Source organism: Streptomyces sp. NPDC048349 (genome assembly GCF_040651925.1).
Lineage (GTDB): Bacteria > Actinomycetota > Actinomycetes > Streptomycetales > Streptomycetaceae > Streptomyces.
The window spans coordinates 1-23,428 of the sequence record NZ_JBEZLA010000075.1 but is presented as its reverse complement, the minus strand read 5'-3'; the positions used below and the strand labels follow the sequence as shown (position 1 = coordinate 23,428).

Below are 23,428 nucleotides of genomic sequence, written 5' to 3'. Positions count from 1 at the left end.
GAACGGAGACGAGATGCCGCCACCCGATGACGACCACACCGGTTCCCGGATCCGCGAACAACGGCGCCTCGCACGGCTGACACAGCGCGAGCTGGCCGACCGGATCCCGTACAGCCTCAGCCTGCTGAACCAGGTCGAGTGCGGCGCGCGTCCCGCCACTCCCGGTTTCGTAGCTGCCGTGGCACACGCGCTGCGGGTGGACGCGTCCCGATTGGCAGGACACCCGGCCCCGACATCGCTGCTCCCTGACCGGCTGCTCGCTCTGGTCGGTCCGATCCGGGAAGCACTGGACCGGTACGACCTCGGGCCGGACCCCGACCTCGCCGCGGTCCGCCCGGCGCAGGAGCTGATCGCCGAGGCGGACGCCCTGTGCCGGCAGGTGCGGTCCACCCGCCTCCGCGCCGCCGCCAAGGCGCTGCCCGCCCTGATCGTGGAGTCGACGCAGACCGTGTGGACGGCCCCGTCGACGGCGATGTGGAAGGCTCTCGCCTCGGCGTACCGGACCGCGCACGACGTGGCGCTGAAACTCGACCACCCGGACCTGTCCCGCGTCGCCCTGGACAGGATGGGCTGGGCCGCGTCCAGGGCGTCGGATCCGTGCATCGAGGCGGTTCAACGGTACAAAAGGGCGACCCTTTGGCGCTGTGCCACCAGCCTGCCGCTGATCGCGTCGGGGCAGGTCCTGCTCGCCGGGGAGACGAGTCGCGAGGCTCTCGCAGTGGCCGGGCAACTCCACCTCGGTGCGACCACCGTGGCCGCGAAGAACGGCGACGCCGCCGCGGTGCGGGAACACCTCGCCGCCGCTCGGGAGCTGGCCGAGCGGGTCGGCGGTGAGGCCGGCGACGTGCACTGGCTCAGCTTCGGACAGACCAACGTCGCACTGCACGAACTCGGCGCGTCCATCGCCATGAACCACTTCGACGAGGCCCTGTGCCATGCCCGCGCGCTGAAGTTGCCGGACTCCACCCTGACGTCGCGGCGCGCACGCTACCTGGTCGACCGCGCCCTGGTGGAAATGGAGGCGGGCTCTGCGAAGACATCGCTGAAGTTCCTGGCGCAAGCGCGACAGGTGGCACCGGAACAGACCCGACACCTGCCGGGCACCAGGGCCACGGTGCGCGGTTTGGTGCACAAGTCGCGACGGGCGCCGGAGAGTCTGGGTGGGATGGCCCGCTGGGTGGGGTTGTAGCACTCACGGTTCTCGCGGCACTCACACATGTGTGAGTGTTCGTGCTCTTCGGGGCCGTCAGGCTGGTCGCACCACCCGCTGACGACGGTAGGAAGTGATCCCGTGACCGGCTGCACCGTGCCTCACTGCGCCCACGGCGTGCTCAGCCTCGATACCCCGGAACGTCTCACCGCGGGCGTCGTCGCCCGGCACGAGCCCAGCGCCGAGCTTCTCGACCGTGCGCTCGTCGGGTGGGAGCGGTTCATCGGCGGGCTGGAGGGGACCTGCGATGACTGAGCGGTACGCGTACGTGCCGCATCGGCTGCTGCGCCGTCGGGTGCGCGACGTGGCGTCCGGTGTCGAGGGGGAGCTGATGGCCGTGGTGAACGAGAACGTGTCCGCCACCGGGATCGAGCACCGGGTGGAACTCGCCTACATCCGCGGTCCGTCCGGCCTGGAGATTTCGACCGCGGTCGGCAACATCGAGCCCGTGTGAAGGGCCCCGGAGACGCCGTTGTCTCCGGGGCCCTTCCTTCCCGTGGATCCCCGTCAGTCACCCGGGAAGTGGCAGGCCACCTCGCGGGAGGCGGCGGGTCGGAGTGTCGGGCGGTCGGTGCGGCACAGGGGCTGGGCCTTGGGGCAGCGGGGGTGGAAGGAGCAGCCCGGGGGTGGGGCGGCGGGGCTCGGGGGGTCGCCGAGGAGGACGATGCGCTCCCGGCGGCGTTCCGCCGCCGGGTCGGGGAGGGGGACCGCCGACAGCAGGGCGCGGGTGTAGGGGTGTTGGGGGTTGTCGTAGAGGGACTTCTTGTCGCCGATTTCCACGATCCGGCCGAGGTACATGACCGCGACGCGGTCGCTGACCCGTTTGACGACGGAGAGGTCGTGCGCGATGAACACGTAGGCGAGGCCCAGTTCGGCGCGCAGCCGCTCCATCAGGTTGACGATCTGCGCCTGGACGGAGACGTCGAGGGCGGAAACCGGCTCGTCGGCGATGACCAGGCGGGGGCTGGTGGCCAGGGAGCGGGCGATGCCGATGCGCTGGGCCTGGCCGCCGGAGAACTCGTGCGGGTAGCGGTCGATGTGCTCGGGGATCAGGCCGACCAGCTCCATCAGCTCGGCCGCGCGACGACGGGCGTCGGCCGCGCTCCAGCCCTGGACGAGGAGCGGATCGGAGATGACGCGTGCCACCGTCTGGCGGGGGTTGAGGGAGGAGTGCGGGTCCTGGAAGACCATCTGGATGTTCTTGCGCAGGGGGCGCATGGCTCCCTGGGAGAGCCGGCTGATGTCCTTGCCCTCGAAGGAGACCCGTCCCGAGGTGGGCTCCAGGAGGCGGGCGAGCATCCGGCCGGTGGTGGACTTCCCGCAGCCCGACTCCCCGACCAGGCCGAGGGTCTGGCCGGCGGCCAGGTCGAAGGAGACCCCGTCCACGGCGCGCACGGGCGCCCCCCGGCGCCCGGTCACGGACCGCTTCCCGGGGAAGGTCATGGTGAGGTCGCGTACGGACAGGAGCGGGTCGGTCGTGGTCATCGGGCCGCCTCCTCGACGGTTCGGTCGGCGCCGGCGAAGTGGCAGGCCACCGTCCGGCCCGCGGCGGCGCTCCCGTAAGGCCCCAGGGCCGGGCGTTCGTCGCCGCAGCGCGCCGCGGCGCGCGGACAGCGCGGGGCGAAGGCGCAGCCCGGGGCCGGCACGAGCAGGGAGGGCGGGGAGCCGGGAATGGAGGGCAGCGGTTCGTCGTCCGCGGTGTCGAGGCGGGGCAGCGAATCGAGCAGGCCCCGGGTGTAGGGGTGCGCGGGCTCGGCGAACAGGTCGTCGACCGGGGCCTGTTCGGCGGCCCGGCCGCCGTACATGACCAGTACCTCGTGGGCGACGCGGGCGACCACACCCAGGTCATGGGTGATCATCACCACGCCGAGCCCGCGCTCCTGCTGGAGCCTGGCGATCAGCTCCAGGATCTGTGCCTGCACGGTGACGTCCAGGGCGGTGGTGGGCTCGTCGGCGATCAGCAGGTCGGGCTCGCAGGCCAGTGCCATGGCGATCATCGCGCGCTGGCGCATGCCGCCGGAGAACTGGTGCGGGTACTCCCCGGCGCGACGGGCCGGTTCCGGTATGCCGACCTCGCCGAGCATGTCCACGGCCCGCCTGCGCGCCGCGGCCCGGCCGGCCTTGAAGTGCACCCGGAAGTGCTCGGCGATCTGCTCGCCGACCGTGTAGTAGGGGTGGAGGCTGGAGAGCGGGTCCTGGAAGATCATCGCGACTCTGCGGCCGCGGACCTTGGACAGCTCCCGCTCGGAGAGACCGGTCAGCTCCCGCCCGGACAGGGCCACGGAGCCGGTGACCTGCGCCGCGCCCCGGTGCAGGCCCATGACGGCCAGCGAGGTGACGGACTTGCCGGAGCCGGACTCTCCGACGATGCCGAGGGTGCGGCCCGCCTCGACGGTGAAGCCGAGCGAGTCCACGGCGCGTACGGTGCCGCGCGGGGTGGTGAAGGTGACGCCCAGATCGCGTACTTCGAGGAGCGGGGCGGTGGGTCGCGCGGCCATCAGTACCTCACCCTCGGGTCGACGACGGCATAGAGGAGGTCGACGACGAGATTGGCGACGACGATGAAGAAGGCGGCGAGCAGGGTGACCCCGAGGACCACGGGCTGGTCCGAGCTGACCAGGGCCCCGTAGAACAGGCGGCCGACGCCGGGGAGCCCGAAGATGGACTCGGTGATCACGGCTCCGGCGAGCAGGCTGCCGAGGTCCATGCCGAAGATGGTGAGGATGGGGGTCATTCCGGAACGCAGCCCGTGTTTGACGACGACGGTGCGCTCGGGCATGCCCTTGGCGCGGGCGGTGCGGATGTACGGCTCGGCCATCGCCTCGATCATCGAACCCCGGCTCTGGCGGGCGTACATGGCGGCGTAGAGCAGGGCGAGCGCGGTCCAGGGCAGCAGGAGGTTGGCGGCCCAGGACAGCGGGTCGTCGGTGAAGGCCTGGTAGGTGGGGTAGGGCAGCAGGCCGGCGACGCGGATGACTCCGTAGATCAGCATCACCGAGGTGAAGTAGACGGGCAGGGAGGCGGCGGCGACGGCCCCGACCATGAGGGCCTTGTCGGTGACGGTGTCCTTGCGCAGGGCGGCGGTGACCCCGGCGCCCAGGCCCAGGACGAGCCAGAGCGCGGCGGCGCCGACGGCGAGGGAGGCGGAGACCGGGAGCCGGTCCATGAGCAGGTCCCAGACGGGCAGGGAGTTCTCGTACGAGTAGCCGAGGCACGGGAAGCCGCAGTGGACGGCGTACTGGCCGGTGCCCAGGGTGCGGCCGGTGAAGATGCCGGTCAGGAAGTCGGTGAACTGCCGCCACAGGGGCTGGTCGAGGCCGAGGTACGCCCGTACGTCGGCGAGGCGCTCGGCGCTGCAGGTCTTGCCGCAGGCGGCCGCGGCCGGGTCGGAGGGCAGGACGTAGAAGATGAGGAAGGTGACGGCGGCGATGGCGAGGAGCACACCGGCCAGGGCGAGCAGCCGGCGGGCGAGGTAGAGGATCAACTGCGGCCGCCCCTCGGGTCGAGGATGTCGCGCAGGGCGTCGCCGAGCAGGGTGAAGGCGAGCACGGCGAGGAAGAGGAAGACGCTCGGGATGACGAAGTACATGGGGTCGGTCTCGTAGAAGGCGACGGACTCGGCGATCATCTGGCCCCAGGAGGGGGTGGGCGGGCGGACGCCCACGCCGAGGTAGCTGAGCGCGGCCTCGGTGCTGATCATGCCGGGGATGAGCAGGGTGGTGTACGCGATGACCGGGCCCGAGACGCCGGGGAGGATGTCGCGGGTCAGGATCCGCCAGGAGCTCGAGCCGCCGACGCGGGCGGCGTCGACGTACTCGCGGTGTTTGAGGGAGAGGGTCTGGCCGCGGACGACGCGGGCGACCCCGGGCCAGCCGAAGACCCCGATGACGGTGGTCATCAGGACGATGCGGTTGACGTCCTTGGCCACGGACAGCATCGCGATCATGAAGATGAGGGAGGGGAAGGACATGGTCAGGTCCATGAACCGGGACAGGACCGCGTCGGTACGGCCGCCGAAGTAGCCGGCGGCGATCCCGGCGGCGGTTCCCGCGACGACCACGATGGCGGTGGCGGCGAAGGCGATGAGCAGGGAGACCTGGGCGCCGTGGACCACGCGGGCGAACAGGTCGCGGCCGGTGACGGGTTCCACGCCGAGCCAGTGCTCGGCGCTGATCCCGCCGAGGGAGCCCAGCGGCAGGCCCCCGAGGTAGGGGTCGACGGCGGTCTTGTCGAACTCCTCGGGGGACCAGCCGCCGAGCGCGCCCAGCCAGGGGGCGGTGGCGGCCATGAGCACGAAGAGGAGGACGAGGCCGAGGCTGACGCGGACGGCGGGGCGTCGGCGCAGCTCCCGCCGGGCGAGCTGCCAGGGGCTGCTACCGGGCACGGGCGCTGCCGCGGGCTTGGCGGTCTCGGCTTGGGGGGCTGGGGCGGGGCCGGGCGCGGAAACGGTGCCCGGGGCCTGGGAGGTGGTCGGGGCCTGGGAGGTGCCCGGGGCCTGGGAGGTGCCCGGGGCCTGGGAGGTGGTCGGGGCCTGGGAGGTGCCCGGGGCCGAAACGGGGCCCGGGGCCGAAGCGGGGGCCGGAGCCGAAGCGGGGGCCGGAACCGGGGCCCCGGGCCCGGCGGCGGGGGTCGGGGTGCCGTCGGCCCCAGCGGCTGCCCGGTCGTCCGGGACCGGTGCGGTGGTGGTCATGGTGTCGGGGGTTCCGGATTCCTCAGCCCTGGCTCTTCGACGGGTCCTTGAGCCCGACCGTGGCGTAGTCGATGGTGCCGGTCCACACCGGGTGGCCGTAGGCGCCCGCGATGTTGGGGCCGACGAGCAGCGGCTTGCGCTCCAGCAGGAGCGGGACCGCCGGGGACTTCTTCATGATCTCGGCGTCGAGGTCGATCCAGGCCTGGTTGGCCTGCTTGGCGTCGGCCATGGCGTTGATCTCGTCGATCCGCTTCATCGTCGCGTCGTCGCGGAACTGGGCGTTGTTGCCCTGGTTGCCCTTCTCCTTGATGGTGCGCCCGTCGAAGACGAAGGGGATCCAGGTGGAGCCGGAGGGGTAGTCGGGGCACCAGCCGCTGAGCGTCATGTCGGGGGTGGTGGAGAGGTCGCCGATGACGTCGTAGTAGGCGCCCGGGTCGATGGTGTCGACGACGACCTCGATGCCCACGCGCGCCAGGCCCTGCTGGATGGCCTCCGCCTTGCCCTTGTCGCCGGTCGAGACGGCCAGGGAGACCTTCAGGGTCTCCTTGCCGGCGGCCTTGAGCAGTTCTTTGGCCTTGGCCGGGTCGCCCGCCGGGGCGATCCCCAGCGTGTCGGCCTGCTTGCCGCCGGACAGGGCCGGGGGCAGGTAGGCGGTGGCGACCTCGTTGAGGGCCGGGCCGCCGCCGGCGGTGATCACGGCTTCCTTGTCGACGGCGTACTGCATGGCCTCGCGGACCTTGGGATCGCTGAAGGGCGCCCGGGAGTTGTTCAGGGAGAGCATCTCGGTGCAGCCCTGGGACTCGGCGAGCAGCCGGGCCTTGACCTCCGGCTTGGGGAGCACCTTCGGCGCGCTCTCGGGCCGCATGTCGGCGTACTGCACGGCGGAGGCGTCGGCGCCCTCCCCGGCGATGATCCGGTCGTCGATCTGGCCGCCCTTGAGGCCCATGACGACCACGAACTTGTCCGGGTAGGCCTTGCGCACGGTGTCGGTCGCGGCGTCCCAGTGCTCGTTGCGGACCAGGACCAGCTTCTTGTCGCGGTCGTACGACTCGATCTTGTACGGGCCGGAGGAGAACGGGCGGGCGTCGTACTGGGTGCCCTTCTCCTGGGACTGGGGCACGGGCGCGAAGGTCGGCAGGGTGGCGGTCGCGGAGAACTCGGCGACGGGCCGCTTGAGTTCGAAGACGATCGTGCGGTCGTCGGGGGTCTTGACGGAGTCGAGGTGCTGCCCCTGGAGCGGGCCCTTGTAGCCCTCGGTGCCGGCCAGGTACTGGGCGGCGTAGTCGGGGCCTCCGGTCAGGTCGGGGGCGAAGGACCGCTCGACGTTGTACTTGATGTCCTGGGCCTTGATGGGCGAGCCGTCCTCGTACTTGACGCCTTCCTTGAGGGTGAAGGTCCAGGTGCGGCCGCCGTTGGAGGGGGTGCCCAGGTCGGTGGCGAGGTCGGGGACGAGCTCGCTGCCGCCCTTGCCCGGCTCGGCCTTGAAGGTCACGAGGGTGCGGTAGAGCAGCCGGGTGCCGAAGTCCATGGTCGGCATGACCCAGTTGCGGGCGGGGTCGAGGTGGGCGAAGTCCTGGTTGGACAGGACGGTGAGGGTGCCGCCCTTGACCGGGGTGCCGCCCAGGATCTTGCCGTCGTTGGCGGCCGCTGGGTTCGCGGCTCCCCCGCCCGCCGTGCCCTTCTTGGTGTCGGAGCAGCCCGAGGCGCCGAGTGCGAGAGCGGCCACCAGGGTGGTGGCGAGGGCGAGTTGGGTGCGCTTGGTCATGGGTCACTCCAGTGAAGGGCCGCGCTCTATAATGTGACCGGTAACATAGTAATGTGAAATTGCACTGACAAGAGGTTGGGGCGCCCGTTATCCAGCCGTGTCCAAATCCCGGCGGACGGCGGGCGGTTGACGGTCGGTCGGCGAGCCCCTCTTACACTGCGCGCCATGGACCGCACACCACAGCTGCCGCAGACCGTCCGGCTGCCCGCCCTGGTCGACGGGCTGAGCCGGAACCCGGGACTCCCGGAGGACCTGGCCCTGCGGCTGGCTCCCCTGTGGCCGGCCGCCCTGGGCCTGGCCCTGCGCAGGGGGGCGGAGCTGAGCGACGCGCTGTGCGCGGAGTTCCTGGCCCACGGCCGGGCCGCCGAGCTGGCGCTCGCCCAGGCGCTGCCGCCCGGGACCGCCGCCCGGCTGGCCGCGCATCCGGATCCGGAGGTCCGGGCCGAGCGGGCCGAACGGGAGGGCGCGGCGGAAGGGCGGCACGGGCTGTTCGCCGCCGATCCGGAGGCCGCCGTTCGGCTCGCCCTCGCGAAGAACCCCGAACTGTCGGCGCAGCGGGCGCAGGAGCTCGCCGGGGACACCGACCCGCGCGTACGGGCCGCTGTCGCCCGGCGGGAGTCCGCACCGGACGAGACGGTGCACCGGGCCCTGCTGACCGACCCCGAGGCGCGGGTCCGGGCCGCGGCCTGCCGGCACCGGCCGCCGGACGACCTGCACGCCGCGCTGCTGGCCGATCCGGTGACGCGCCCTCACGTCATCGGCTTCGTGGAGCTGGATCCGGCCACGGCGGACCGGCTGGCCGCCGACCCCGACGACCGGGTGCGCGAGGCGCTCGCCGCGCACCCCGGCCTGCCCCGAACGCTGTGCGAGGTGCTGGCCCGCGACCCCGATCCCGGGGTACGGGGGCAGGTGTTCCGGCGTGCGGACCTCGCGCCGGAGCTGCGGGGCGAGATCCACAGCGGCCTGGTCGCCGGAGCCCGCCGAGCCGATGAGGACCGGGAGGAGGCCGAGGAGCCGGACTTCCTGTGCAAAGTCGTCCTGGCCATGGTGGAGTTCGCGGAATATGGCTGGGTCGCGGCCGATCCCCTGCCGCATGTCGGCTCGCCGTACGTCGGTATCCGCAGGGCGGCGGCGCGCAGTGCCGCGCTGCCGCACGGGGCGCGGGAGCGGATGCTGGCCGATGAGGACGCGAGCGTACGGCACCTCGCGCTGGCCCGGCTGCCGGAGGTGGACCTCGCCACCGCCGAGGACATCGACCGGCGCCACCCCCGGCAGTCCAAGTTCGGCGACCGGCCCGCGGACCGTGTCGTCTTCCCGCCCGAGACGCTGCGGCGGTTCGCCGTGGACCCGGACCCCTGGATGCGGATCCTCGCCCTGCGCGACCCTCGGCTGCCCGCCCCACTCCTCGAACGGCTCGCGGCCGACGAGAGCGCACGGGTGCGGCACGCCACCGCCGGGCATCCGCGCGTACCGACGGCGGCGCTGCTGCGGCTGCTCGGTGACGCGCAGGACCACGTCGCCCAGGAGGCGGCCGCGGCGCCGGGGCTGCCCGCCGAGGCGATGCGGGCGCTCCTGGACCGGGCCGAGGCCGCCGGAGCGCTCGCGGCGGAGGACGACGACACGTGCGGGTGCGACTCCTCGGCCCGGTGAGCGGTCGGGGCACAGGAGCGGGCCCCAACCGGGGCTTGGCCGGGGCCCGGCCCGCCTGCCGGGGGCTCCGCCCCGATCCTGACCGGGTCTAGAGGCCCGAGCCGAGGCGGCCCGGGGGGCGGCCCACGGGTTCGTCGCGGCCCTGGGCCCACAGGGAGCGGACGTGGCCGAGGTGGCGGACCATGCAGGCCTCGGCGGCCGCGGCGTCGCCGGAGAGCATCAGGTCGAGCAGTTCGAGGTGCTCCTGCGCCGAGGACACCAGCTTGCCGGCCTCGTCCAGGCCCGTCAGCCCGTACAGCCGCGACCGCTTGCGCAGGTCGCCGACGGTCTCGACGAGGCGGTCGTTGCCCGCCAGGCCGAGCAGGGTGAGGTGGAAGCGGCGGTCCGCCTCCAGGTAGCCGATGAGGTTGTGCTCGCGCGCGCTGGTGACGATCTCCTCGGCGATCGGACGCAGCGCCTCCAGCTGCTCGACCGTGGCGATCTTCGTGATCCGGCCGATGGTCGGCACCTCGATCATCGTGCGCAGCTCGGTGTACTGGTCGAGGTCGCGCTCGCTGACCTCGGTGATGCGGAACCCCTTGTTGCGGACCGGTTCGACCAGGCCCTCGCGGGCGAGGTCGAGCATCGCCTCGCGCACCGGGGTGGCCGACACGCCGAGTTCGGCTGCGAGGCCGGGGGCCGAGTAGACGCTGCCGGGGCGCAGCTCTCCGGCTATCAGGGCTGCTCGGAGGGCGTGGCCGACCTGGTCGCGGAGCCGTTCCTGGGCCTTGATGAGACTGTGCTGCTTCAGGTCACCCATTGCTTTTCCTCCGAGACGCCCGACACCGGCGATGGGCAGAGGAACAGCGTACAATGTCACGTTTCTCTGCTCGCCCCGGCGGCCCGGAACCACGCGACCGCCACGGCAAGATCCTCCCAGGCCATGCCCACACTCTTGAAGAGCTGTGGACAACTCGGCCTCGCGCCCCCGGGCATCCGGCCGGTGACCAGGTCGGCGAGGGTGCCGGTGATGTGACCGGGCCCGATCGCACCCTCGGCCTCCGCCACCAGCAGGTCACCCGCCTCGCGCAGGGCCGCCGCCCGCGACTCCACGTACACCGCCGCCCGTCGCACGAGGGCGGTGTCCGTCTCCCGGGCCGACGGCTCGTGCGAGCCGACGGCGACGACCGTGGCGCCCGGGCCGACGAGGCGCCCGTCGAAGAGGGGTTCCCGAGCCGTGGTGCAGCAGACCACCAGGTCCGCGCCGGCCACGTCCCCGGCCGTACCCGTGCGGGCGGGCGGGCCCAGGGTGCGGGCGTGCGCGGCGAGCCGTTCCCCGCCCTCGGGGTCGCGGGCGACCACCACCACCTCGGCCAACTCCCGAACCGCGAGCACCGCTTCCAGGTGTCCGTACGCCTGCGGCCCCGAACCGAACAGCACCAGCCGCAGCGGCCGGCCCGCCGGCGCCAGGTGGCGCAGCGCGAGCGCGGAGACCGCCGGGGTGCGCAGGGCGGTCAGCGCCGCACCGTCGAGCAGGGCGAGCGGGCGCAGGGTGGGTCCGTCCAGCAGCAGGTAGGACCCGGTGATCCGGGGCAGCCCGCGGGCCGGGTTGTGGGGAGCGACCCCGGCGATCTTCACTCCGGCGTACGTGCCGGACGCGGCCGGCATCAGCAGCAGTTCGCCCCCGCCGGGGACGGGGAGCGCGGTCCGCTGGGGGCAGCTCTCGGGGTCGAGGCCGCCGAGCAGGGCGTCGGCCAGGGCGTCGGCGGCGTCGGCCGGGGTGAGGAGCCCGGCCAGGCCGGCGGCGCTCAGCTGCGGGATCACAGGAGGAAGCCCGTCCCGAGGGGGTCGTACGGGTCCACGGTGAAGGCGTGTTCGCCCGTACGGTAGGCGGTGCCGGTGACCTCGGTGACGCCGCCCGGCAGTACGCGTCCGGTGAACACCGTGCCGGTGACCGACTCGTGCAGCAGGTCCTCGCCGGGTCCGAGCCGCCCGTCCTCCGCGAGCAGCGCGAGCCGCGTCGAGGTGCCGGAGCCGCAGGGCGAGCGGTCGATCTGGCCGTCGGCGAAGACGGTGACGTTGCGCTGGTGCGGCCCGAAGGGCGTGTCGGGGAGTTCCTCGTGGAGGATCACCCCGTAGACCCCGGACAGCAGCGGGCCGTCGGGGTGCCAGGTGGCGGGGTGGGTGGCCAGCGCGGCCCGGACCTCCTGCCCGGCCCGTACCAGCTCGGGCAGGGCGGCCCGGGTGACGTCCAGGCCGAGGTCCCGGGCGCGCAGGGAGGCGTAACAGGCCCCGGCGTGCGCGATGTCCACCTCCGCCATGCCGAGGGTGGTGGCCACCGGGACCTTGCGGGCGCCCACCCGGGCCGGGACGTTGCGGAAGGTGACGCCGGTGGTGCGGCCGCCGCCCCGGTGCACGGTCGCGGTGACCCGGCCGGACGGCACGTCGATGCGCACCTGGGCGTCTCCGTCGTCGGGCGCGGCGACCCGGCCGGTGTCCACGGCCCAGACGCCGAGGGCCATGGTGCCGTGGCCGCACGCGGTGGAGTAGCCGTCCTTGTGCCAGAACAGCACCCCGACATGTGCCCCGTCGTCGTCGGGCGGGACGACGAAGCCCCCGTACATGCCGGCATGCCCGCGCGGCTCCTGGACGAGCAGCCTCCGGACGTCGTCCAGGGCGCTCCGGCGCGGAGCGGTCCCGGAGCCGCCCGGGCCGATGGCGGTGGCGCAGCGCTCGGCGACGGTGTCCCCGGGGACGGGCGGGAGCCCTCCGGCGGCGGCGTCGACGATGCGGAAGGGCTCGCCGGCGGCGTGGTAGTCCGTGGTGCGGACGCTGATCACAGGAGGAAGCCTCCGGGGAAGGGGTCGGCGGGGTCGAGGAAGTACTGGGCGGTGCCGGTGATCCAGGCCCGGCCGGTGACCGTGGGGACCACGGCGGGGAGCCCGCCGACGGTGGTCTCGCCGACCAGCCGTCCGGTGAACTCGGTGCCGATGAAGGACTCGTTGACGAAGTCGGTGTCGAGGGCGAGCAGGCCACGGGCGTGCAGTTGGGCCATGCGCGCGCTGGTGCCGGTACCGCAGGGCGAGCGGTCGAACCAGCCCGGATGGATGGCCATGGCGTGCCGGGAGCGGCGGGCGTCGGAGCCGGGGGCGGCGAGGTAGACGTGCTTGACCCCGGCGATGGAGGGGTTCTCGGGGTGGACCGGCCGGTCCGCGGAACCGTTGACCGCGTCCATGACGGCCAGTCCTGCTGCGATCAGGTCGTCCTTGCGGGCACGGTCGAAGGGCAGGCCGAGGGCGTCGAGTTCGACGAAGGCGTAGAAGTTGCCCCCGTAGGCGAGGTCGTAGGTGACCGTGCCGAAGCCGGGGACCTCGGCCTTCAGGTCGAGGCCGACGCAGAAGGACGGGACATTGGTGAGCGTGACGGCGGTGGCCGCGCCGTCCTCCACGCGGACGTCGACGCTCACCAGCCCGGCCGGGGTGTCGAGGCGGACGGTGGTGACCGGCTCGACGACGGGCACCATGCCGGTTTCGACCAGGACGGTGGCGACCCCGATGGTGCCGTGCCCGCACATGGGCAGCAGGCCCGACACCTCGATGTAGAGCACGCCGAAGTCGGCGTCCGGCCGGGTGGGGGGCTGGAGGATGGCGCCGCTCATCGCCGCGTGGCCGCGCGGCTCGTACATGAGCAGGGTCCGCACGTGGTCCATGTGCTCGATGAAGTGGAGCCGCTTGTGCGCCATGGTGGCGCCGGGGATCACCCCGATGCCCCCGGTGATGACGCGGGTCGGCATGCCCTCGGTGTGCGAGTCCACCGCGTGGTAGACGTGGCGCGTACGCATGGGGTCCCCCCGATCTGCTTAGTTGAGGCCCTCGGCGAGGGCCTTCTCGGTGGCGGCGCGGACGGCGGCCTCGGTGTCGCCGGTCAGCGGGAAGCGCGGCGGGCGGGTGGCACCGCCCGGGCGGCCCGCCAGGTCCATGGAGAGCTTGATGGCCTGCACGAACTCGGTCTTGGAGTCCCAGCGCAGCAGCGAGTGCAGGGACTTGTACAGCGGCAGGGCGGTGGTGAGGTCGCCGGCGACGGCCGCCCGGTAGAGGGTGGCGCAGGACTGCGGCAGGGCGTTGGGGTAGCCGGCGATCCAGCCGACCGCGCCCGCGAGGGCGAGCTCGAGCAGGACGTCGTCGGCGCCGATGAGCAGATCGAGGCCGGGGGCGAGTTCGGCGATCTCGTAGGCGCGGCGCACGTCCCCGCTGAACTCCTTGACGGCGACGACGGATCCGTCGGCGTGCAGCCGGGCCAGCAGGGCGGGGACCAGGTCCACCTTGGTGTCGTACGGGTTGTTGTACGCGACGACGGGCAGCCCGGCGCGGGCGACCTCGGCGTAGTGGGCGCGCACGGTCTCCTCGTCGGCCCGGAAGGCGTTGGGCGGCAGCAGGAGTACGGAGCCGGCCCCGGCCTCGGCGGCCTGGTCGGCCCAGCGGCGGGCTTCGGCGCTTCCGTAGGCGGCGACGCCGGGCATGACGCGCGAGCCGTCGCCCGCGGCCTCGACGGCGGTACGGACGACGCGGGCCCGCTCCTCGTCGGTGAGGGTCTGGTACTCGCCCAGGGAGCCGTTGGGGACCACGCCGTCGCAGCCGTTGGCGATCAGCCAGGCCACGTGCTCGGCGTAGGCGTCGTAGTCGACGGTGAGGTCCTCGCGCAGCGGGAGCGCGGTGGCGACCATGATGCCGTGCCAGGGGCGGGAGCGGGTGTCCGGGCCGATGGTCGTGCCGGTCGTCGTACGGGGCGCGGGGGTGGGCGCGTCGGTCATGGAATAACTCCCTAGTGTGGTGTGTGACATTTTACTAGTGGGTGTGAGTCGGCCACAAGGGCCGGGACGGTCCGATCAGGGCGCGTCGGGGGGAAGTTCGGCGAGCCGGCGCAGCGGAACCGGGCAGGACAGCGGCCGCCGGTCGGGGGCCGGGTCCCCGCCCGCGAGGGCGGCCACGGCCGGTCCGCACATCCGGCCCTGGCACCAGCCCATGCCCGCCCGGGTGAGGAGTTTGACCGTACGGGCGTCCCGTGCGCCGAGTTCCCCGGCGGCCTCGCGGATCCGGCCGGCCGGCACCTCCTCGCAACGGCACACGACGGCGTCGTCCCGCAGCCAGCCGGTCCAGCCACGGCCCGGGCGGTGGGCGGCGGCCATCGCACCGGCGAAGGCGCGCAGCCGCGAGCGGGTGCGGGTGAGCGCTGCGGGGACGGGGCGGCCGGCGATCGCATGGGCCGCGATCTCCCCTTCGGTCAGGGCGAGTCCGGCGCCGCCGATGCCGCCCGTCTCCCCCGCCGACCAGAGGCCGGGGACGGAGGTCCGCTGGTGGGCGTCCAGCTCCAGGGCGAGGGTGCCGTCGGGGCTGTGGCGGGTGGCGCAGCCGACGCCGGTGGCGAGTTCCAGCTGGGGCACGAGCCCGTGGCCCACGGCGAGGGCGTCGCACGGGATCCGACGGGCGGTCCCGGGCAGCGGGCGCCAGTCGCGGTCGAGGCGGGCGACGGTGACGGCCTCGACCCGGTCGGTGCCGTGGGCCTCGGTGACGGCGTGCCGGGTCAGGAGGCGGACGTGGTGCCTGGCGAGGGCGGCGCCGTAGGCCGCGGCCTCGGCGAGCTTGCCGGGGTTGCGCAGCAGCACCGGGGTCCGGGCGGCGTACGCGGTGTAGGCGGCGGCCTCGACGACTGCGGGGACGGTGGCTCCGGCGGCGGCGAGCGACCCGGCCACGGCGAGCAGCAGCGGGCCGCTCCCGGCGACCACCACGCGCCTGCCGGGCAGGACGAGCCCGGCCTTGAGCATGGCCTGGGCCCCGCCGGCCCCGACGACCCCGGGCAGGGTCCAGCCGGGGAAGGGCAGGTGGCGCTCGTAGGCGCCGGTGGCGAGGAGGACGGCGGCGGCCCGTACGGTTGCGGCGCGCTCCTCGGCTCCGCCCAGGGCGTGCAGGGTCCAGGCTCCGTCGCCGTCCGGGACCACCGTCCACACGTGGTGGAGCGGGAGGTACGTGATCCGGCCCGCCGATGCGTGGACGCGCAGGGCGGCTTCGCGGGTGGCGAAGTCGGGCCAGGCGTGGTGGAGGGCCTCGGGGCGGGCGGCGCCGAGGGCGGGCGCGGGGTGCCGGTAGAACTGGCCGCCGGGGCGGTCCCCCGCGTCGAGGAGGGTGACGCGCAGGCCCAGGTCGGCGGCGGTGACGGCCGCGGCCAGGCCGGCGGGGCCGGCGCCGACGATGGCCAGGTCGGCGGGGTGCTCGGCGTCGGGCAGGGCCGCGAGGTCCGCGGGGTCCGCGGAGTCAGACGGCGAGGTCGGCATGGCCTGTTCCCTCCTGGGTGGTGACGGTGTCGCCCTCGCGGGCGGGGACCAGGCAGGCCCGCTGGTTCGGGCGGCCGTTGACGGTGACGAGGCAGTCGTAGCAGCTGCCGATCCCGCAGAAGGCGCCGCGCGGGGCGCCGCCGTCGCGGGTGGTGCGCCAGGCGAGGATCCCGGCGGACCAGAGGACGGCGGCGATGGACTGGCCCGCCTGCGCGGGGAGTTCGCGGCCGTCGAACGCGATGGCATAGGTGGCCGAAGGGGTGCCGCCGACCAGGGAACGGGGGCTGCGTCGCATCAGGGGTCCTCCTCGGGGTGGTGCGTGGGGCCGGGTCCGGGGCCGGGCCGGGGTGATGTCCGGGACTCATGATGTGTGGCGCCCTGACGGGGGTTACATGGCGCAAGCTCTGCGGCGCGCCAACACATCACGTTTTACGTCCCGGCCATCACCCCGGCCCGTCCCCGGCCCCGGCGGGTGGTCCCCCGAAGCGGTCCGGCCGGAACGGGTGCATGTCGAGTTCTGGTGCGCCGCCCGTCAGGGCCGCCGCTATGAGGAGGCCCGTTGCCGGGGCCAGGCCGATGCCTGCGCCCTCGTGGCCGCAGGCGTGCAGCAGGCCGGGGCGGCGGGGGTCCGGGCCGATCGCCGGGAGGTGGTCCGGGAGGTAGGGGCGGAAGCCGTGGTAGGTGCGCAGGACCTTGACGTCCGCGAGCACGGGGAAGAGGGCCGCCGCCTGGGTGGCGAGGCGGCGCAGGGCCTCGGTGGACAGGGTGCGGTCGAAGCCGACGCGTTCGCGGGTGGCGCCGATCAGGACCGGGCCCGCCGGGGTGCCCTCGACCACCGCCGAGGACTGGAGTGCAGCGGAGCCGCTGGCCACGTCCGCGATGTAGTCGGCGGCGTACACCTTGTGCCGCACCACGCGGGGCAGCGGTTCGGTCACCAGGACGAAGCCTCGGCGCGGCAGGACGGGCAGGCTCACGCCCGCGAGTTCCGCGACGGTCCCGGCCCAGGTGCCCGCCGCGTTCACCACGGCGGGGGCCAGGAGTTCGCGGCGCGCGGTGCGGACCCCGCGGACCGTGTCCCCGCGGCGCACCAAGCCCGTCACCTCCTCGCCGAGGTGGACCTCGGCGCCCGAGGCGGCCAGCAGCCGAGCCGCCGCCTGGGCGGGCTGCACCTGGGCGTCCTGCGGGTAGAGGAAGCCGCCCGCGAGGCCCCGCGCCAGATGGGGTTCCAGGTCGCGCAGGTCGGCGGACCCCGCCTCGACCGCTTCGACACCGGCTGTGCGCTGGCCTTCCGCGAAGCTCCGCAGGGCCTCGAGCGAGGCCTGGTCCGGGGCGACGACGAGGCCGCCCTTGGCCTCGTACTCGATCTCCGGGGGCAGAAGGCCGGCCAGTTCGGTCCACAGGCCGGCGGACAGCAGGGCCAGGTCGAGCTCCGGGCCCGCCTCTTTGTCGGAGACGAGCAGGTTGCCCTCGCCGGCCCCGGTCGTGCCGCCCGCGACCGGGCCGCGGTCGACCACGGCCACGGAGAGTCCGGCGCGGGCCGCGTAGTACGCGCACGCCGCACCGACGACGCCGGCGCCGATGATGACGGCGTCCAGGGAGTGTCTCTTGAGCACGGCAGTAATATGTCACATTCTTTAGTGGCTGCCCAGACCGGCCCCGCGAGGGGGCCGGTCCGGTACGGATCAGCTGCGGAGCGGGCCCTCACAGCTGTAACTGGAGGTTCCCGCCGTCTTGTTCGACCAGATCTCGACCGGGCCGAAGGAGCAGTTCATGTCGGCCAGGTTGTTGGAGGCCGCGCCGGCGCGGTCGAGTATGAAGTAGTCGACCGTCTCCGACATGTCCTTGAAGTTCTGGTCGTCGCTGCGCCAGTTCTTCAGGTTCGCGGAGATCCGCCCGGTACAGGTGAAGCGGCGCTTGCCGGGGTCGCCGTTCTCCACGCAGTCCGGGGTGTTGTAGGTGGCCGTGGCGAAGGAGGACTTCACCGAGGCCAGCGCGGCGTCGCGCAGCTGCTCGTTGGGGGTGAAGGAGGTGTTCGGCACGAAGAGCCGGTCGACCTGGGCGATCTGCGCGTCCAGGAAGCGGTTGTAGTCGCGCTGGAGGTAGGCGTCCGATCCCATCCGGTGGCGCCAGGCGTCGTAGGCCGCCACGTCGTCGGCCCGCAGGTGGGTGTACATCTCGCGCAGCAGCGAGGGCTTCTCGGTCCACAGGAACTCGAAGAAGGTGCCGGCGTAGCTGTAGAAGCGGAAGCCGTCGCCGTCGTACGTGGCGTTGAGCAGCTGCTCGACCGACATGCGGGGACCGCCGCCCGCGGTGTCGTTGATGATGCTCTTGACCAGGGACTTGCGGACGGCGGTGCCGTTGTCGCGGGTGGCGCCGTCGAAGAACTCGGCCGTGCCCTCGTCCATGGCGGTCGTCCGGTCGCCCTCGTACCAGGGGCCTTCGCCGAAGAAGCCGGGGACGGCGAAACGGCCGTTGAGGTAGTGGGTGTACTCGTGGCGGAAGAGCTCCTCGAGGGTGAGGGAGGAGTCCTGCGGGACGCGGCGCTGGTAGGTGTAGAAGGTGGCGCCGTTCTCGATGTAGATGCCGCCGTTGTTGGTGCCGTAGCCCGTCAGGATCGGGTGGTAGTTCTCGTAGTCGGCGCGCGAGCCGTACAGCACGATGTTCAGCGTGGTGTTGGGGTCGCCGGCCAGCGGCTGGTCGGTGCCCAGGACACGGTGGTACTGCGTCTTGACCTGCTTGCTGGCGTAGTAGAGCTGGTCGACGGTGGCCCGGTCGAGGCCGGTGCGCACCTTGATGGCGCCGTTGTCGTAGACGTAGGTGTTCGGGAAGATCTGCTTCTCTATGTCCTCCTTGCACACCCCGTACTGCTTGCACGCCTCGTAGAAGTTCAGCCAGGAGACGACCTTGGCCCAGGGCTCGGTCCCAAGTCCGGTCTTCACCGGCTCCAGCATCGTGCCGAGGTCGGCGACGACCTGGTCGCGCAGGCCCTCGACCTGGCCGAAGCGGCCGTACTCGCCGAGGGCGTCGCGCGCCACCCAGGCGTTGCCCGTGCCCTTGAGGTGGGTGTACTGCGCGAAGGCCTTGAAGGTGGCGCGGTAGGGGGCGTCGGCGGCCACGGCGGCGTGGAAGGCCGCGTCCTGGTTGCCGGGGTAGACGCCCAGGTAGTTGACGGACAGGGCGGCGAGGGCGGCGCCCGCCCAGGCCGCGTCATGGTGGGTGGCCGGGTGGGCCGGGTCCATGGTGGACAGGACCTTCTTGATGAGGCCGAGCTGGTGCTGGCGCAGGCCCGGCGCGCTGGCCGCGTAGAGGGCCTCGCGCAGGGTGCGGGCGTTGGAGGCGGTCACGTCGAAGGTGCGGGCGGCGTTGCCGAAGTCGGCGACGGCCTGGCGCATGGCGTTGACCGTCGGGGCGTCGGTGACGTCGATCTCGGAGCGCGAGTAGTCGTGGTAGGCGACTGCGTGCAGGTAGGTGAACATCTCCTCCAGGTGGGAGGAGTTGCGGCCGTCGTGGGCGGCGGCCAGGCCGGATATCCGGCGGGAGACGGCCTGGACGTGCGCGTCGGACATCACCGGTGCCAGCCGGGCGTCCCAGGTCCAGATCAGGCCGCGCAGGCAGCCGTCGGCGGTGACCGCCTGGTCGGCGAGGAAGTCGGCGAACTGCTCCGGTGAGAGGTTCTTGATCCCGTCGAGGGTGCAGGGGACGCCCGCCGCGACGCTGCGGGCGGTGGGGGCCGCCTGTGCGGCCGCCTTGCTCTTCTCGGTGCGCTCGGCGGGCGCGGCGGCGGCCGTGGCCGCGCCGGGGACCTGCCCGGTGACGGCCTGCCCGCCGGGGGCCGGGGCGGGGGCGGGGGCCGCCTCGGACGCGTTGGCGAGGTGGTCGACCTCGTCGAACGGGTTCGGCGCGGGCGCCGGACCGGCCGCGGCTCCGGCGGAGGTGGCCGCGGCCCCGGCCGCGGTCACCGCCTCGGCGGCCTGCGTGGTGGCCTGCCCGGCGGAGGCGAGGAGGGTCACGGCGACGGCGGAGGCGAGGAGGGACGAGCGCACAACTCTGTGCTTGGACACCGAGAACTCCTGGTGGGAGAGGCGGAGGTGGGGGGTGGTGCGGTGAACGGCCCTGCGTCACGCGGCGTTTGACGGGGATTAACGTGCCGCGGTGTGAGCTGTAACATAGTAATGTGAAATTGCACTGGCAAGACCTGTGCCCCCATCAGTTCGCGCCTTCTTGAGGGAGACCCCGTGACCGACGCTCCGTCCCGCCTCCACACGGGCAGCCACGACCTGCCGGTATCCCCGGAGTTGTCCCGTTTCATGGCGGACGATTGGGCCGCCTCCCCGCTCCCCGGCTCCGACCGCGTCCCCGGCCACGCGGTCACCCCGGCCCGCCGGGCACGGCTCTCGGCCCGCTTCCCCGGCGAGCGGCTGATCATCCCGGCGGGCGCACTGAAGGTCCGCTCCAACGACTGCGACCACCGCTTCCGCCCGCACAGCGCGTACGCCTGGCTGACGGGCCTGACGGGCGAGGACCAGGCGGGCCACGTCCTGGTCATGGAACCCTCGGGCCCGCACGCCCACGAGGCGGTGCTGTACCTGCGGCCGCGCTCGCCGCGCGCCGACGGGAACGAGGAGTTCTTCCGCGACCGCCGCTACGGGGAGTTCTGGGTGGGCCGCCGCCCGGACCTGGCGGAGGCCGAGCGGCTCACCGGCATCCGCTGCGCACACCTGGACCTGCTGGGCTCCCCGGCCGGCCGTGACGCCTCCACCGACGCGGAACTGGCTTCCGCGCTCTCGGAGTTGCGGCTGGTGAAGGACGCCTGGGAGGTCGAGCAGCTCCAGCTGGCCGTCGACCACACGACGGCGGGCTTCGAGGACGTCGTGCGGGCCCTGCCGCGCGCCCTGGCGCACGCGCGCGGGGAGCGGTGGATCGAGGGGGTCTTCAACCTGCGCGCCCGCGCCGAGGGCAACGGCACCGGCTACGAGACGATCGCGGCGGCCGGCGCGCACGCGTGCACGCTGCACTGGATCCGCAACGACGGCCGGCTGAACGGGGACGAACTGCTGCTCCTGGACGCGGGCGTGGAGACGGACACCCTGTATACGGCGGACATCACGCGCACCCTCCCGCTGTCGGGCCGTTTCACCTCCGTCCAGCGCCAGGTGTACGAACTGGTCCTGGCCGCCCAGGAGGCGGGCATGGCCGCGCTGCGCCCAGGGGCGAGCTTCGGCGACTTCCACCGGGCCGGGATGCGGGTGATCGCGGAGGGCCTCGCGGACTGGGGCGTCATGAAGGACGCGCAGGGGGACCTGCACCGCCGGTACACCCTGTGCAGCAGCGGCCACATGCTGGGTCTGGACGTGCACGACTGCGCGAAGGCGCGCGCGGAGACCTATCTGGAAGGGGTCCTGGAGGAGGGCCAGGTCCTCACGGTGGAACCGGGCCTGTACCTCCAGCCGGACGACGAGACCCTCCCGCCGGAGCTGCGCGGCATCGGGGTGCGCATCGAGGACGACCTGGTCGTCACGTCGGACGGCGCGCGCCTGATGTCGGGCGCCCTGCCCCGCACGGTGGCGGGGATCGAGGAGTGGATGGGCCGCCTGCTGGAGGGCCGGGCCGCAGGGTCTTAGGTCGTCTCTCTCGGATCTTGCGGGTCAGGCACGATCCGGAAGAGACGGCTCAGGCGGCCTGGCCGCTGACGGGGGCGGTGAGGCGGGTGGTGAGTTCTTCGACGAACGCCTCGAGGTGGGGCGGGCGCGGCCCGGTCCGGGTGGCGCAGAACCAGGTGCGGGTCAGCGCCTCCTCGCCGATGCGGACCAGCGCGAGGCCGTGCGAGGACGCGTACGGGGCGGCCACCCAGTTGGGGAGCACGGTCACGCCCTGGCCGCCCGCCACCATCTCGATCACCAGGTCGGTCACCACCGGCATGGTGGTGATCCGGCCGGGCCGGGCGCCCGCCGGGATCGGCAGCGGCATCGACGGGATGCGGTTCTGGTCGTAGCCGTCGTAGAGGACCAGGTCGGCGCCGTCGAAGTCACGGGCGGTCAGGTGCCCGAGCCGGGCCCAGGGGTGGGCTGCGGGCACCACGGCCATCATCTCGTCGTCGAACAGCTTGGTCAGGGACACCCGGTCCATCTGCAGGTCCGGTTTGGTGACCAGCGCGACGTCGACCAGGTCGGCGAGCAGCGCCGGGATCGGGGCGTCGTCGGCGACGGTCTCGATGCGCACGTCGATGTCCGGCTCGCGCTCGCGGAAGGCGCGCAGCACGGGCGGCAGCCACGGGAAGGTGGTGCTGCACTGCGCGGTGAAGCGGACCCGGCGGCCGCGGCCGTCGCGGATCTCCCGCAGGTCCCGGGAGGCCGACTCCAGTTCGCCGAGGACGTGGCGGGCGGCGACCAGCAGCCGGCGGCCCGCCGCGTTGGGCACCAGGCGGCGGCCCTTGCGGTCGAACAGCTGCATGCCGAGGCGGGCCTCCAGCCGGGTGAGCCGCTGGCTGAGGGCCGGCTGGCTGACGTACAGCCGCTCGGCGGCGGCGGTCAGCGAGCCCGCCTCGGCGGTGGCGTCGAGGAGCTCCAGGTCACGCAGGTCCACATCCATAACCAGGGATTATCACACGCTCCAATCTACGTCGTGGTGTTATGCGTTGAGGGTCCATAGGTTCTGGGGTGTCAGCCGGACGGACCAGTCCGGTGATCCGCCCCGAAAGGCACCCACCATGACCACTGCTCTCATCACCGGATCCTCCAGCGGCCTCGGCCTGGACATCGCCCGGGCGTTCCTGGCGAGCGGCGCGAATGTCGTCCTGAACGGCCGCGACGCCGACCGCCTCGCCAAGACCGCCGCCGGCCTCGGCCATCCGGAGCGGACCGCGTGGGTCGCGGGCAGCATCGCCGAGCGGGAGACCGGCGAAGCCCTCGTCCGTACGGCGCTCGAGCGCTTCGGCCGCATCGACGTCCTGGTCAACAACGCCGGCACCTTCGCCTCCAAGCCGTTCACCGACGTCACGGAGGCCGAACTCGACGGCTTCCTGACGGGCAACCTCAAGGGCACCTACCTCACCACCCAGGCCGTGGTGCGGGCCCTGCGCACACAGGGCGAGGGCGGCAGCATCGTCAACATCGGCACCGTCCTGGTGGACCACGGGCTGGCCGGCTTCCCGGCCAGCGCGCCGGTGGTCAGCAAGGCCGGCGTGCACGGGCTGACCACGAGCCTGGCCGCCGAGCTGGCGGCCGACGGCATCCGGGTCAACCTCGTCTCACCCGGCATCATCCGCACCCCCCTGCACGCGGGCACCGACGTGGACGCCTTCGGCGGGCTCGCCCTCCTCGACCGGGTCGGGGAGGCCTCCGAAATCGCCGAGGCGGTGCTGTACCTCGCGGGCGCCGGCTTCGTGACGGGCCACGCCCTGCGGGTGGACGGCGGCCACGTCACCGGCCGCACGGTCTGAGCCGCCGCCATGCCGTACGTCAACGTAAAGATCACCCGTGAAGGCGCGACCGCGGCCCAGAAGGCCGAGATCATCGCCGGGATCACCGACCTCCTGGTCAACGTCCTCGACAAGGACCCGGCCACCACGTTCGTCCTGATCGACGAGGTGGCCCTGGAGGACTGGGGCGTAGGCGGCGTCCCCACGCACGAGTACCGCCGCCGCAACCGCGGCTAGGGGGTGTCTGACGGAGGTCCGTGGTGAAGGAGCGGTGTCCGGTGCGTGCTCTCGGCGCGCCGGCCGGATGCCCCTGTACTGGACGTACTTGGGCTTTCGGCCGGTGCGGCGAGAGTGCGTGCCGGGCACCGCGACGCCGCGGACCTCCGTCAG

Annotated in this window: 22 protein-coding genes; 7 read left to right on the top strand and 15 right to left on the bottom strand. The window is 73.2% G+C overall.

Annotation, left to right across the window (positions count from 1 at the left end):
* Window positions 1-13 precede the first annotated feature (13 nt).
* The 3 genes from AB0D44_RS30035 to AB0D44_RS30025 all read left to right on the top strand — a co-directional run bounded on the left by AB0D44_RS30035 (window position 14) and on the right by AB0D44_RS30025 (window position 1,664).
* Window positions 14-1,189, top strand: a complete 1,176-nt coding sequence (locus AB0D44_RS30035) for a helix-turn-helix transcriptional regulator (RefSeq protein ID WP_362596659.1) — start codon at window positions 14-16, stop codon at window positions 1,187-1,189.
* Between the two features lie 102 nt (window positions 1,190-1,291).
* Window positions 1,292-1,465: a hypothetical protein gene (locus AB0D44_RS30030; protein WP_362596657.1), complete on the top strand. Its 174-nt coding sequence runs from the start codon at window positions 1,292-1,294 to the stop codon at window positions 1,463-1,465.
* On the top strand, window positions 1,458-1,664 hold the full coding sequence (locus AB0D44_RS30025; RefSeq protein ID WP_362596655.1) for a hypothetical protein: 207 nt from the start codon (window positions 1,458-1,460) through the stop codon (window positions 1,662-1,664). Before AB0D44_RS30030 ends, AB0D44_RS30025 begins: the two co-directional genes overlap by 8 nt.
* A gap of 53 nt (window positions 1,665-1,717) precedes the next feature.
* Here AB0D44_RS30025 and AB0D44_RS30020 read toward each other — a convergent pair whose 3' ends face one another.
* From AB0D44_RS30020 to AB0D44_RS30000, 5 genes are all read right to left on the bottom strand, one after another.
* On the bottom strand, window positions 1,718-2,695 hold the full coding sequence (locus AB0D44_RS30020) for a dipeptide ABC transporter ATP-binding protein (protein ID WP_362596653.1): 978 nt from the start codon (window positions 2,693-2,695) through the stop codon (window positions 1,718-1,720).
* Window positions 2,692-3,708, bottom strand: coding sequence for an ABC transporter ATP-binding protein (locus AB0D44_RS30015; RefSeq protein ID WP_362596652.1), 1,017 nt, complete (start codon window positions 3,706-3,708; stop codon window positions 2,692-2,694). The genes AB0D44_RS30020 and AB0D44_RS30015 overlap by 4 nt, the downstream gene beginning before the upstream one ends.
* Window positions 3,708-4,694, bottom strand: coding sequence for an ABC transporter permease (locus AB0D44_RS30010; RefSeq protein ID WP_362596650.1), 987 nt, complete (start codon window positions 4,692-4,694; stop codon window positions 3,708-3,710). The genes AB0D44_RS30015 and AB0D44_RS30010 overlap by 1 nt, the downstream gene beginning before the upstream one ends.
* Entirely contained in the window at window positions 4,691-5,593 is a 903-nt protein-coding gene (locus AB0D44_RS30005; RefSeq protein ID WP_362596672.1) for an ABC transporter permease, read from the bottom strand. The genes AB0D44_RS30010 and AB0D44_RS30005 overlap by 4 nt, the downstream gene beginning before the upstream one ends.
* Window positions 5,594-5,921: 328 nt before the next feature.
* Complete coding sequence (locus AB0D44_RS30000) at window positions 5,922-7,664, bottom strand: ABC transporter substrate-binding protein (RefSeq protein WP_362596648.1); 1,743 nt, start codon at window positions 7,662-7,664, stop codon at window positions 5,922-5,924.
* A gap of 165 nt (window positions 7,665-7,829) precedes the next feature.
* Here AB0D44_RS30000 and AB0D44_RS29995 point away from each other — a divergent pair, with 165 nt between their 5' ends.
* Complete coding sequence (locus AB0D44_RS29995) at window positions 7,830-9,314, top strand: hypothetical protein (RefSeq protein ID WP_362596646.1); 1,485 nt, start codon at window positions 7,830-7,832, stop codon at window positions 9,312-9,314.
* Between the two features lie 88 nt (window positions 9,315-9,402).
* On the opposite strand, the gene AB0D44_RS29990 is transcribed toward AB0D44_RS29995, so the two are convergent.
* The 9 genes from AB0D44_RS29990 to AB0D44_RS29950 form a co-directional block, all read right to left on the bottom strand.
* A complete protein-coding gene (locus tag AB0D44_RS29990) occupies window positions 9,403-10,113 on the bottom strand; it encodes a GntR family transcriptional regulator (RefSeq protein ID WP_362596644.1) in 711 nt (236 codons plus the stop codon).
* A gap of 56 nt (window positions 10,114-10,169) precedes the next feature.
* A complete protein-coding gene (locus AB0D44_RS29985) occupies window positions 10,170-11,117 on the bottom strand; it encodes an ornithine cyclodeaminase family protein (protein WP_362596642.1) in 948 nt (315 codons plus the stop codon).
* Complete coding sequence (locus tag AB0D44_RS29980) at window positions 11,114-12,133, bottom strand: proline racemase family protein (protein WP_362596640.1); 1,020 nt, start codon at window positions 12,131-12,133, stop codon at window positions 11,114-11,116. The genes AB0D44_RS29985 and AB0D44_RS29980 overlap by 4 nt, the downstream gene beginning before the upstream one ends.
* Window positions 12,130-13,134: a proline racemase family protein gene (locus AB0D44_RS29975; RefSeq protein ID WP_362596638.1), complete on the bottom strand. Its 1,005-nt coding sequence runs from the start codon at window positions 13,132-13,134 to the stop codon at window positions 12,130-12,132. The genes AB0D44_RS29980 and AB0D44_RS29975 overlap by 4 nt, the downstream gene beginning before the upstream one ends.
* 18 nt (window positions 13,135-13,152) lie before the next feature.
* A complete protein-coding gene (locus AB0D44_RS29970; protein ID WP_362596670.1) occupies window positions 13,153-14,016 on the bottom strand; it encodes a dihydrodipicolinate synthase family protein in 864 nt (287 codons plus the stop codon).
* Window positions 14,017-14,178: 162 nt separating this feature from the next.
* Window positions 14,179-15,621: an NAD(P)/FAD-dependent oxidoreductase gene (locus AB0D44_RS29965; protein ID WP_362596636.1), complete on the bottom strand. Its 1,443-nt coding sequence runs from the start codon at window positions 15,619-15,621 to the stop codon at window positions 14,179-14,181.
* A complete protein-coding gene (locus AB0D44_RS29960) occupies window positions 15,602-15,916 on the bottom strand; it encodes a (2Fe-2S)-binding protein (RefSeq protein ID WP_362596634.1) in 315 nt (104 codons plus the stop codon). Before AB0D44_RS29960 ends, AB0D44_RS29965 begins: the two co-directional genes overlap by 20 nt.
* A 148-nt stretch (window positions 15,917-16,064) precedes the next feature.
* Complete coding sequence (locus AB0D44_RS29955; RefSeq protein ID WP_362596632.1) at window positions 16,065-17,234, bottom strand: FAD-binding oxidoreductase; 1,170 nt, start codon at window positions 17,232-17,234, stop codon at window positions 16,065-16,067.
* Between the two features lie 69 nt (window positions 17,235-17,303).
* Entirely contained in the window at window positions 17,304-19,682 is a 2,379-nt protein-coding gene (locus AB0D44_RS29950; protein ID WP_362596631.1) for a collagenase, read from the bottom strand.
* Window positions 19,683-19,856: 174 nt separating this feature from the next.
* Here AB0D44_RS29950 and AB0D44_RS29945 point away from each other — a divergent pair, with 174 nt between their 5' ends.
* Window positions 19,857-21,242 carry an aminopeptidase P family protein gene (locus AB0D44_RS29945; RefSeq protein ID WP_362596629.1) on the top strand — a complete coding sequence of 462 codons (1,386 nt, stop codon included), beginning with the start codon at window positions 19,857-19,859 and terminating at the stop codon, window positions 21,240-21,242.
* Between the two features lie 49 nt (window positions 21,243-21,291).
* On the opposite strand, the gene AB0D44_RS29940 is transcribed toward AB0D44_RS29945, so the two are convergent.
* Window positions 21,292-22,209, bottom strand: coding sequence for a LysR family transcriptional regulator (locus AB0D44_RS29940; protein ID WP_362596627.1), 918 nt, complete (start codon window positions 22,207-22,209; stop codon window positions 21,292-21,294).
* 118 nt (window positions 22,210-22,327) lie between these two features.
* Here AB0D44_RS29940 and AB0D44_RS29935 point away from each other — a divergent pair, with 118 nt between their 5' ends.
* Together AB0D44_RS29935 and AB0D44_RS29930 are read left to right on the top strand one after the other, a co-directional pair.
* Complete coding sequence (locus AB0D44_RS29935; RefSeq protein ID WP_362596625.1) at window positions 22,328-23,059, top strand: SDR family oxidoreductase; 732 nt, start codon at window positions 22,328-22,330, stop codon at window positions 23,057-23,059.
* Between the two features lie 9 nt (window positions 23,060-23,068).
* Window positions 23,069-23,275 carry a 4-oxalocrotonate tautomerase family protein gene (locus AB0D44_RS29930; protein ID WP_362596623.1) on the top strand — a complete coding sequence of 69 codons (207 nt, stop codon included), beginning with the start codon at window positions 23,069-23,071 and terminating at the stop codon, window positions 23,273-23,275.
* Window positions 23,276-23,428: the final 153 nt, after the last annotated feature.